General features: G+C 65.2%; 8 protein-coding genes and 1 tRNA gene. All 9 read left to right on the forward strand.

Annotated features, from left to right (window positions below):
* Positions 1-4 precede the first annotated feature (4 nt).
* Entirely contained in the window at positions 5-2,251 is a 2,247-nt protein-coding gene (gene nuoL, locus PARHAE_RS19445) for an NADH-quinone oxidoreductase subunit L (protein ID WP_126156170.1), read from the forward strand.
* 1 nt (position 2,252) lies between these two features.
* Complete coding sequence (locus PARHAE_RS19450; protein ID WP_126156171.1) at positions 2,253-3,821, forward strand: NADH-quinone oxidoreductase subunit M; 1,569 nt, start codon at positions 2,253-2,255, stop codon at positions 3,819-3,821.
* Positions 3,822-3,831: 10 nt separating this feature from the next.
* Positions 3,832-5,313, forward strand: coding sequence for an NADH-quinone oxidoreductase subunit NuoN (gene nuoN, locus PARHAE_RS19455; protein ID WP_126156172.1), 1,482 nt, complete (start codon positions 3,832-3,834; stop codon positions 5,311-5,313).
* Positions 5,306-6,073 carry a biotin--[acetyl-CoA-carboxylase] ligase gene (locus PARHAE_RS19460; protein WP_241232897.1) on the forward strand — a complete coding sequence of 256 codons (768 nt, stop codon included), beginning with the start codon at positions 5,306-5,308 and terminating at the stop codon, positions 6,071-6,073. The genes nuoN and PARHAE_RS19460 overlap by 8 nt, the downstream gene beginning before the upstream one ends.
* A 3-nt stretch (positions 6,074-6,076) precedes the next feature.
* Positions 6,077-6,856, forward strand: a complete 780-nt coding sequence (locus PARHAE_RS19465; protein ID WP_126156173.1) for a type III pantothenate kinase — start codon at positions 6,077-6,079, stop codon at positions 6,854-6,856.
* Positions 6,849-8,525, forward strand: a complete 1,677-nt coding sequence (locus PARHAE_RS19470; RefSeq protein ID WP_126156174.1) for a ribonuclease J — start codon at positions 6,849-6,851, stop codon at positions 8,523-8,525. Before PARHAE_RS19465 ends, PARHAE_RS19470 begins: the two co-directional genes overlap by 8 nt.
* A gap of 53 nt (positions 8,526-8,578) precedes the next feature.
* Complete coding sequence (gene trmB, locus PARHAE_RS19475) at positions 8,579-9,295, forward strand: tRNA (guanine(46)-N(7))-methyltransferase TrmB (protein WP_126156175.1); 717 nt, start codon at positions 8,579-8,581, stop codon at positions 9,293-9,295.
* A 54-nt stretch (positions 9,296-9,349) separates the two neighbouring features.
* Positions 9,350-9,439: transfer RNA gene (locus tag PARHAE_RS19480), tRNA-Ser, on the forward strand.
* A 314-nt stretch (positions 9,440-9,753) separates the two neighbouring features.
* Positions 9,754-11,463 carry a 3'-5' exonuclease gene (locus tag PARHAE_RS19485; protein WP_241232898.1) on the forward strand — a complete coding sequence of 570 codons (1,710 nt, stop codon included), beginning with the start codon at positions 9,754-9,756 and terminating at the stop codon, positions 11,461-11,463.
* Positions 11,464-11,558: the final 95 nt, after the last annotated feature.

The raw sequence follows: 11,558 nt of genomic DNA on the forward strand, positions 1-11,558 counted from the left end.
GGTCATGGTGCAATTCATCCTGTTCGCGCCCCTTCTGGGCGCGCTGATCGCCGGTTTCGGCTGGCGCGTGATCGGGGAAAAGGCCGCGCAACTGCTGACCACGGGCATCCTGTTCGCGGCGGCGCTGTTTTCCTGGATCGTCTTCACGACCTTCTCGGGCGAGACGCAGCATATCCCGGTGCTGGACTGGGTCGTCTCGGGGGATTTCAGCAGCGAATGGGCGATCCGGCTGGACCGGCTGACCGCGATCATGCTGATCGTCGTGACCTCGGTCTCGGCGCTCGTCCACCTGTATTCGATGGGCTACATGGCCCATGACGACAACTGGACCCATCACGAGCATTACAAGGCGCGCTTCTTCGCCTATCTGTCCTTCTTCACCTTCGCCATGCTGATGCTGGTGACGGCGGACAACCTGCTGCAGATGTTCTTCGGATGGGAGGGCGTGGGCGTCGCATCCTATCTGCTGATCGGCTTCTATTACCGCAAGCCTTCGGCCAATGCGGCGGCGATGAAGGCCTTCATCGTGAACCGGGTCGGCGATTTCGGCTTCCTGCTGGGGATCTTCGGGTTGTGGTGGATGACCGGATCCATCCAGTTCGACGCGATCTTCGCCCAGGTTGACGAACTGGCGCAGGCGCAGATGCATTTCCTGTGGGCCGACTGGAACGCGGCGAACCTGCTGGCCTTCCTGCTGTTCATCGGCGCCATGGGCAAGTCGGCGCAGCTTTTCCTGCACACCTGGCTGCCGGACGCGATGGAAGGCCCGACCCCGGTGTCGGCGCTGATCCATGCCGCGACCATGGTGACGGCGGGCGTGTTCCTGGTTTGCCGCATGTCGCCCTTGTTCGAATTCGCGCCCGAGGCCAAGATGTTCGTGACGATCATCGGCGCCTCGACCGCCTTCTTCGCCGCGACCGTGGGTCTGGTGCAGAACGACATCAAGCGCGTGATCGCCTATTCGACCTGTTCGCAGCTGGGCTATATGTTCGTGGCGGCGGGCGTCGGCGTCTATTCGGTGGCCATGTTCCACCTGTTCACCCATGCCTTCTTCAAGGCCATGCTGTTCCTGGGCGCGGGTTCGGTCATCCATGCCATGCACCATGAGCAGGACATGCGGAACTATGGCGGGCTGCGCAAGAAGATCCCCCTGACCTTCGCCGCCATGCTGATCGGCACGCTGGCCATCACCGGCGTCGGCATTCCGCTGACCCATATCGGCTTCGCGGGCTTCCTGTCCAAGGACGCCGTGATCGAAAGCGCCTATGCCTCGGGCGTGGGCTATGCCTTCTGGCTGCTGGTGATTGCGGCGCTGATGACCAGCTTCTATAGCTGGCGGCTGATGTTCCTGACCTTCTGGGGCGCGCCGCGTCCGCAAAAGGTCTGGGACGCCGAGATCAAGGCCGAGGAGGAAGTGCAGCCAATGGCGGCGCATGGCCACGGCCACGACACCCACGGCCATGACGATCACGGCCATCATGATCCGCTGCACGCGCATCACCATGCCCATGAAAGCCCGCCGGTGATGACCGTGCCGCTGGGCATCCTGGCCCTGGGCGCGATCTTCGCGGGCATGATCTGGTACAGCGCCTTCTTCGGCGACAACGTGCAGCGGTTCTTCGGCCTTCCCGAAGCCGCCCATGAACAGGCCGAGGACGGCCATGGCGAGGCGCTTGACGGCGCCGTGGCCGAGGCGCCTCATGGCGAACCCACGGGCGCGGCGACCCATGCCGCCGCCGGCGCCGCCAGCGACCCGGCCGAGGATACCGCGGCCGACGGCCACGCGGCGCTTGCCGGGTTCGAACGCGGCGCGATCTTCATGCGGTCCGACAACCACGTCATGCACGACGCCCATTCGGTCCCCGTCTGGGTGAAGCTGTCGCCCTTCGTGGCGATGCTGATCGGGCTTGGGCTGTCCTGGCTGATGTATATCCGCTATCCGAATGCTCCCGCGAGACTGGCGGCGCAGCAGCCCGCGCTGTATCGGTTCCTTCTGAACAAGTGGTATTTCGACGAGATCTATCACTTCATCTTCGTCCGGCCCGCACTGTGGATCGGCCGCAAGCTGTGGACGGGCGGCGACGGGGCGGTTATCGACGGCGCCATCAACGGGGTGGCGTTGGGGCTGATCCCGCGCCTGACCCGCTTCGCCGGACGCGTTCAGTCGGGCTATCTGTTCCATTATGCCTTCGCGATGGTCATCGGCATCGTGGGCTTGCTGATCTGGGTGATGACGCGGGGCGCGCACTGACATGACGAACCTTCTTTCGATCATCACCTTCCTGCCCATCGTCGCGGCGGGGATTCTGGCCCTGTTCCTGCGCGGAGAGGACGAGGCCGCGCAGCGCAACGCCAAATGGCTGGCGCTGATCGCGACAACGGCGACCTTCCTGATCTCGCTCTTCGTGCTGGCGGGCTTCGATCCGGCGGATACCGGCTTCCAGTTCGTCGAGGATCATCCCTGGATCATGGGCCTGCGCTACCGGATGGGCGTGGACGGGATCTCGGTCCTGTTCGTGCTGCTGACGACCTTCCTGATGCCGCTGACGATCCTGTCCACCTGGGACGTGAAGACCCGCGTCAAGGAATACATGATCGCATTCCTGGTGCTGGAAGGGCTGATGATCGGCGTGTTCACCGCGCTCGACCTGATCCTGTTCTACCTGTTCTTCGAGGCAGGGCTGATCCCGATGTTCCTGATCATCGGCATCTGGGGGGGCGTGAACCGCATTTATGCGTCGTTCAAGTTCTTCCTCTATACCTTCCTGGGGTCCGTGCTGATGCTGGTCGCGATGATCGCGATGGCGCGCACGGCGGGAACCACGGACATCGCGCAGCTCTTGGCCTTCGACTTCCCGTCGGACACGATGCGGGTGCTGGGCATCACCGTGGTGGGCGGGATGCAGACGCTGCTGTTCCTGGCGTTCTTCGCCAGCTTCGCGGTCAAGATGCCGATGTGGCCGGTCCATACCTGGCTGCCCGACGCCCACGTCCAGGCGCCGACCGCCGGGTCGGTGGTGCTGGCCGCCGTGCTGCTGAAGATGGGCGGCTATGGCTTCCTGCGCTTCAGCCTGCCCATGTTCCCCGTCGCCAGCGAGATGCTGCAACCGCTGGTCTTCTGGATGTCGGCCATCGCCATCGTCTATACCTCGCTTGTGGCGCTGGCGCAGACCGACATGAAGAAGCTGATCGCCTATTCCTCGGTCGCGCATATGGGATATGTGACGATGGGCATCTTTGCCGCCAACCAGCAGGGGCTGGACGGGGCGATCTTCCAGATGCTGTCGCACGGCTTCATCTCGGGCGCGCTGTTCCTGGCGGTGGGCGTGATCTATGACCGGATGCACACGCGGGAAATCGACGCCTATGGCGGGCTGGTCAACCGGATGCCGGTCTATGCCCTGGTCTTCATGTTCTTCACCATGGCCAACGTGGGCCTGCCCGGCACCTCGGGCTTCGTGGGCGAGTTCCTGACCCTGATGGGCACCTTCAAGGCCAATACCTGGGTGGCCTTCGTCGCCGCGACCGGGGTGATCCTGTCGGCGGGCTATGCGCTGTGGCTGTATCGCCGGGTGACGCTGGGCGCGCTGATCAAGGAAAGCCTGAAGACCATCACCGACATGACCCCGCGCGAGAAGTGGATCTTCGCGCCGCTGATCGTCATGACGCTGTTCCTGGGCGTCTATCCGCGCGCCGTCACCGACATCACCGGCCCCGCCGTCCAGGCGCTGCTGGTCAACTATCACGAGGCCCTGCCGGTTGAGCCGCGCGACGGGCTGGCCGTGACCGCGCAGGCGGCCCCGGCCGACGCCAGCCATTGAGGTAAGCACGATGACCGCGCTCGATTTCTCGACCATCCTGCCAGAGCTTGTGCTGGCGATCTATGCCCTGGGGGCGCTGATGGCCGGGGCCTATCTGGGCAAGGATGCCATCGCGCGTCCGATCCTGTGGGCCACGGTCGCGGCATTGCTGGCGGTCGGGCTGTATGTCGGCTTTGCCGATCGCCCGGCGCAGGTGGCGTTCTTCGGCATGTTCACCGACGACGCCTTCGCCCGCTTCGCCAAGGTGACGATCCTGGTCTCTGCCGCCGCCGTCCTGGCGATGAGCGCGGATTACCTGGAACGCAACCGGCTGATGCGGTTCGAATTCCCGATCCTGATCGCGCTTGCCTCCATCGGCATGATGCTGATGGTTTCGGCCAGCGATCTTCTGTCGCTGTACATGGGCCTGGAACTGCAATCGCTGGCCCTTTACGTCGCCGCCGCGATGCGCCGCGACAGCGTGAAGTCGTCCGAGGCCGGTCTGAAGTATTTCGTCCTGGGATCGTTGTCCTCGGGGATGCTGCTGTACGGCGCATCGCTGGTCTATGGCTTCTCGGGGACGACCGGCTTTGCGGGGATCGTGCAGGTGGTGGTCGGCGGGCAGCTGTCGCTGGGCCTGCTGTTCGGGATGGTGTTCCTGCTGGTCGGGTTGGCCTTCAAGGTCTCGGCCGTGCCCTTCCACATGTGGACGCCCGATGTCTATGAAGGCGCGCCGACCCCGGTGACGGCTTTCTTCGCCACCGCGCCGAAGGTCGCCGCCATGGCCCTGATCGCCCGCCTGATGTACGAGGCGTTCGGCAACGTGCCGGGCGACTGGGGCCAGATCGTCGCGGCGCTTGCGGTGATGTCGATGTTCCTGGGCTCCATCGCGGGGATCGGGCAGCGCAATATCAAGCGGCTGATGGCCTATTCGTCCATCGCGCATATGGGCTTTGCCCTGGTCGGCCTGGCCGCCGGGACGGCCTATGGCGTGCAGGCGATGCTGCTGTATATGGCGATCTATGCGGTGATGAACGTCGGCAGCTTCGCCTTCATCCTGTCGCTGGAACGCGACGGCCGCCCGATCACCGACCTGCAAAGCCTGAACCGCTTTGCCCAGGCCGAGCCCGTCAAGGCCTTCGCGGTCCTGTTCCTGATGTTCAGCCTGGCAGGCGTTCCGCCCTTCCTGGGCTTCTTCGCCAAGTTCGGGGTGCTGGGCGCGGCGGTGCAGGCGGGAATGTCCTGGCTGGCGATCCTGGGCGTCATCGCATCGGTGATCGGGGCGTTCTATTACCTGCGCATCGTCTATTATATGTTCTTCGGAGCCGAATCCGAAGGGGTGGAAAGCCGCATGGGCGGGGTGCAGTATCTGGCCCTGGTGATTCCGGCGGCGCTGCTGCTGATCGGCGCCGTGTCGATGTGGGGTCTTGATACCGCGGCGGCACGGGCGGCGGAATCTCTGGTCGGCACGCCGGTCGCTCAGGCGGCAGTCGAGTCCCCGGCTGTTGAGTAACCCTGCCCTTGACGCCTGGCCCGAGGGCGTGGCGCGCCATGTCCTCGACCGCGTGGACAGCACCAATGCCGAGGCGATGCGCCTGGCGCCGGGGCTGTCCGGCCCGGCCTGGATCATGGCCCGCCAGCAGACCGCCGGTCGGGGCCGGCGGGGCAGGGCCTGGACCGATCCCCCCGGAAATTTCGCGGCCTCGCTGATCCTGCGGCCTCAGGGCGGCCCTGCGGATGCGGCGCGGCTGTCCTTTGTGGCGGCGCTTGCCGTCCATGACGCGCTGCGTACGCTGTGCGGGCCGCAGTTGAATCTTGCGTTGAAGTGGCCCAACGACGTGCTGCTGAACGGCGGCAAGCTTTCGGGCATTCTGCTGGAAAGCATGGGGTCGGGCGGGACCATCCAGGCCTTGGTGATCGGCATCGGCGTCAATCTGGCCGCCGCGCCCGAGGCGGTCGAACCCGGCGCGGTCCGGCCCGTCAGCCTGCAAGGCGAAACCGGGCTGTCCGTCACCCCGGACGATTTCCTGACCGCCCTGGCCGTGTCCTTCGACGGCTGGTCGCGACAGATGCGCGATTTCGGCTTTGCGCCGATCCGCGCCGCCTGGCTGGCCCGCGCCGCGCGGATCGGTGAAACGATCACCGCCCGCACCGGCACGGCCGAGGCGACCGGCCGCTTCGAGGGGATCGACGAGACCGGCGCCCTGATCCTGACCGGGCCGCGCGGAAGGCAGGCGATCCCCGCCGCCGATATCTATTTCACCGGGGCCTGACCCATGCTGCTGTGCATCGACACTGGCAATACGAACACCGTCTTTTCCATCTGGAACGGTAAGAAGTTCCTGTCCCACTGGCGCATCTCGACCGATCACCGGCGCACGGCGGACGAATATTTCGTCTGGTTGTCCACTCTGATCGCAGGGCAGAAGTTCGAACTGGACATCAATGCCTGCATCATCAGCTCGACCGCGCCGCGCGTGGTCTTCAACCTGCGCGTCCTGTGCAATCGCTATTTCGACACCCGCCCGCTGGTGGTGGGCAAGCCCGACTGCCTGCTGCCGGTCGCGCCGCGCGTGGACAGCGGCACGGTGGTCGGACCCGACCGGCTGGTCAATACGCTCAGCGCCTTCGACCGGCACGGCCCGGACCTGATCGTGGTCGATTTCGGCACGGCCACTACCTTCGACGTGGTGGATGTGGACGGCGCCTATATCGGCGGGGTGATCGCGCCGGGGGTGAACCTGTCGCTCGAGGCGCTGCACATGGGTGCGGCCAGCCTGCCGCATGTCGACGTGACCATGCCCGCCAAGGTGATCGGCACCAATACCGTGGCCTGCATTCAGTCGGGGATCTTCTGGGGCTATATCGGGCTGGTCGACGGCGTGGTGCGCCAGATTCGCGCCGAACGGGACCGCCCGATGAAGGTGATCGCCACGGGGGGGCTTGCGCCGCTGTTCGATCAAGGGTTTGACCTGTTCGACGCAATCGAAGACGATCTGACGATGCACGGGCTGCGGCTCATACACGATTACAACAAGGAGATGGGCAATGGCTGACCGCCTGATCTATCTGCCGCTGGGCGGCGCGGGCGAAATCGGCATGAATGCCTATGTCTATGGCTACGGCTCGCCGGGGCGGGAACGGCTGATCCTGGTCGATCTGGGGGTCAGCTTCGGCGACATGGACAGCAGCCCCGGCATCGACCTGATCATGCCCGATCTGACCTGGCTGGAACAGAACCGCGACCGGCTGGAGGCGATCTTCATCACCCACGGGCACGAGGATCACCTGGGCGCGGTGGGTCATCTGTATGGCCGCCTGAACGTGCCGATCTATGCCCGCCAGTTCACCGGCGCCCTGGTTCGCCTGAAGCTGGAGGAGCAGGGCCACCCCGCCTCTGCCGTCAACATCACCGGCGCCCGCCCCGAGGTGACGCAGGTCGGCCCCTTCACCGTGCAATTCGTGCCGGTCAGTCACTCGATCCCCGAAAGCGCGGCGCTGATCATCGACACGCCGGCGGGCCGGGTGCTGCATACCGGCGATTTCAAGCTGGACGGCACCCCGGTGGTGGGCGACGCCTTCGACCCGATCCTGTGGCACGACATCGCGGCCGAGGGCCGGGGCATCAAGGTTCTGGCCTGCGACAGCACCAACATCTTCTCGACCCATCCGGGCCGGTCCGAGGCCGTGCTGGCCAACCCGATCCTGGAATGGGTGATGGCGCAGAAGAACCTGGTCGTCGCCACCACCTTCGCCAGCAACATCGCGCGCCTCAAAACGCTGTCGGACGCCGCCATCGCCGGAGGCCGCAAGGTCTGCCTGCTGGGTCGCGCCATGCGCAAGATGGTGGCGGTCGGCCTGGAAACCGGCGTGCTGACCGATTTCCCCGACACGATCGGACCCGAGGAAGCCGCAAGCCTGCCCCGCAGCCAGGTGATGCTGCTGGCGACCGGCAGCCAGGGCGAACGCCGCGCCGCCAGCGCGCAACTGTCCCGTGGCCGTTACCTGGGCCTGGCGCTGAAGGAAGGCGACAGCTTCCTGTTCAGCTCGAAGACGATTCCCGGCAACGAACGCTCGGTCGGGCGGATCATGAACGCGCTGAGCGAGCTGGGCGTCGATGTCTTTGATGCCGACGACGGGCTTTACCACGTCTCGGGCCACGCCAACCGTCCTGATATCGAGGCCCTGCACGAATTGCTGAAGCCCGAGATCGTGATCCCCATGCACGGCGAACATCTGCATCTGCGGGAACATGTGATGCTGGCGCGCGGCAAGGGCATCGCGGCCGAGATCGCGACCAACGGCACCATGCTGGATCTGACCGGCGACGCGCCCCGGATCGTGGATCAGGTGGAAACCGGGCGGCTGTATCTGGACGGCACGGTGCTGATCGGCGCGATGGACGGCGTGGTGCGCGACCGCATCCGCATGGCGCTGAACGGCCATGCCCTGGTCAGCGTGATCGTGGACGAGGACGACAACGTCCTGCCCGACGCCTGGGTGGAGCTGATGGGCCTTCCCGGCCGCACCCGGGGCGGCAACGACCTGGGCAGCCATATCGAGGGCGAACTGGCCGAATTCCTGGAAGGCGCGGACAGCCGCGTGGTCCGCGACGACGCCAAGATGGACGAGGCGATCCGCAAGATCACCCGCCAGGTCGCCATGGAGGAGATCGGCAAGAAGCCCGAAGTGACGGTCATCATCAGCCGGTTGATGGGGGAATAGCGCCGGGCAGGGGGGCTTGACCCGGCATCCGCGCCGGTGCAATCCCCCAACCCATGTCCGATACGCCCAAGACACCCTTCGATCCGAACCCGCCGCGCCGCAACTTCTATGGCCGGCGGCACGGCAAGACCCTGCGCCAAAGCCAGAAGGGCTATCTGTCCGAGGATCTGGGCGATCTGCGCCCGCGCGGCATTACCGTGCAGGACAATCCCGACCGCCGCCCCATCGACCCGGCGGCGATCTTCGGCGACGACCGGCCGATCTGGCTGGAGGTCGGTTTCGGCGGCGGCGAACACATGGTCCACATGGCCGCCCGTTATCCCGAGATCGGCATCATCGGCTGCGAGCCGTTCATCAACGGCGTGGCCATGCTGCTGGGCAAGATCCGCAACGCGGGTGTCAGCAATGTCAGCGTGCATCCGGGCGATGCGCGCGACCTGATGGACGTTCTGCCCGACGCCTCGATCAGCCGGGCCTTCCTGAACTATCCCGATCCCTGGCCGAAGGCCCGCCACCACCGCCGCCGCTTCGTGACCCCCGAACATCTGATCCCGCTTGCCCGCGTGATGCGGCCCGGCGCCGAGTTCCGCGTGGCAACCGATATCCCCGACTATATGCGCCAGACGCTGGAAGAGGTGCCCCCGGCGGGCTTCGACCTGGTGGCCGAAACCCCCGAGGCCTGGGACGACTGGATCAGCACCCGATACGAGCAAAAGGCCCTGCGGGAGGGGCGTTCGCCCCATTATGCCACCTTCCGGCGCAAGGGCTGACGGGCGGCGAAAAAGCCCTTGTCACTGACCAGGCCCGCCCCTATACCGGCCGGCGGAGTGGTGGCCGAGTGGTCGAAGGCACACCCCTGCTAAGGGTGCAGGCGGGAAACCGTCTCGAGGGTTCGAATCCCTTCCACTCCGCCACTTGCACATTGCAAACCCGAAAACAGGTCCCTCGCGGGGCCTTTTTCTTTATGTGCCAAAGGGGTTTGCAAGGACCACCCGCCCTTCGGAGACTGGCCTGCCGCGCGAGATCGGTCTCCAAACGCCCACCGTCTCTTTCCACCCGCCCCTCGCTCCCGGCGAGACGGGTTCAAAATCCCCATAGATTTCAATGAACTGACGAGGTCGCGCTGCGCCGGTGTTTCGCTGGTTCCGGCTTGTCTCGATGGAGACGGAGACACGACACGGGCGGCGTGGTCGTTGGTATGTCTTGGAAGTTTTGCGCGAAGTCTCTGATGACAAACGCAGTTTCCCCATCTACCGTGCCATTCTGTCGGCTGGCCTTGGCTGTCTGGCCAATTCAGCTTTTGCCGCTTGCTGAGTTTCAACTGATCCGGATTTTGACTATGCGTTTCGCGGCAGAAGACCTGTTGTCCGCCCTTCTAGAAGCCACACCCCTTCCGACCGTCCAGGCGCCGCGCGATGCACGCGGCCTCTACGGTCTCGTCGATCATCATGGCGATATGCGCTACATCGGCTCGACCAGTTCGACCGATCAGACCTTCTACGAACGGATCCACCAGCGCCATCGGACCGGATCGGAGGGCATGAGCCACTACTTCTCGCAGATGTACAACACCGGCCGGATGTGGCGCGACCGCAAAGATGCGCTGACCAAGGCCGATGGTGACATTGCCAAGGCGCTGCGCAACGAATTCGTCGTCGATCACTGCCGCGCGGTCTGGCTGCCCTTGCCCGACACGGCGGATATCGCCCGGCTGGAGGCCGAGGTTCTCTCCCTCGCGCCCGACCACGCCATCGCCTGGAACCGGCGCCGGATGCAGGCCTATGACGAGCCAGTCGATCTGGTCGAAGCCACGCTGCGCCGCCTCGGGTGGGGCGCGCGCGAACTGGCGGCCATTGAACGGCAGCGCCTGCGTTTCCGCTCCGCGATGGTTGGACCCGTCGCGGCGCCTGCGCCGAAGACCGCGGCCACGCGGCAGACGCGTGTCACGCCCTTCCCCGAGGGCCCGTTCCGCTTCTTTGCTTTGGACGTCGAGACAGCGAACAACGACCGTGGCAGCATCTGCCAGATCGGTGTCGCCTGCGTGCGCCCCGACAATTCCATCGAGACTTGGATGACCTATGTCGACCCTCAGGTGGAGCGCTGGCTGTTCACCTATCTACACGGCATCAGCGCCCGCACGGTGCAGGGCGCTCCGACCTTTGCCGAGGTGCTGCCGGTGCTGCGGGATGTACTGAGTGGCGCGACGGTCTATCAGCACTCTGGTTTTGACCGCAGCGCCGTCGCCGCTGCCTGCGGCAACTGCGGCCTGCCGGTCCCGCAGTGGGACTGGCGCGACAGTGTCCACGTCGCCCGTGCCGCCTGGCCCGAGCTGCGGGGCAACGGCGGTCACGGCCTTGCAAGCCTCAAGCAGCATCTGGACCTCGTGTTCGAGCACCATGATGCGGGCGAGGACGCTCGCGCAGCAGCGGAAGTGGTCCTGCGCGCCGAAGGCGTCCAGTCCGCTCGCATGCAGCTTTCGGTTCCGTCGGCCCGGACGGCGATTGCGGAGGACGAGGATTTCGACTTGATCGAGGATCACGACGACACCGTGATGGTTGTCCGGGAGGCTACGGCCCCACCGTTGCCGTCGCCAGACGCAATCCCGCGCCAGCACACCGGGCGCCTCATCGGCACTGCCGAAATCACGCAGGGCAACATCGACAATAATCACATCTATCTCAGGACCTTCTTCGAGGAGTTTCCGGCTGATGCGATCGGTGGGTCGAACCGGGCCTCTGCCGCCCAGCGTGAAATTGCCGTCGACTGGGGCGGCAACACGGTGGTCATGACCGACCTCGATGGCGCCAAGAAGTTTTTCCGGAAGCGCGGGTGGATCCGGGATTTCTTTGATCGGTACGGCGTGCGTGCCGGGGATATGGTGACGGTCGAGGAAATGGCGCCCTACAGTTTTCGAGTGGCACCGCAGAGGCGTTCCTAGGGTGTGTTGACGTTCACCGGAGTCGGATGACGGTTGCGGCGAGAGCAATGAAGGCGCTGAAACTTTCATCAGTCTTGCAGCAGCGCATGGCGATG

Origin of the sequence: Paracoccus haematequi, assembly GCF_900631945.1 — a bacterium.
In the GTDB taxonomy this organism is placed as follows: domain Bacteria; phylum Pseudomonadota; class Alphaproteobacteria; order Rhodobacterales; family Rhodobacteraceae; genus Paracoccus; species Paracoccus haematequi_A.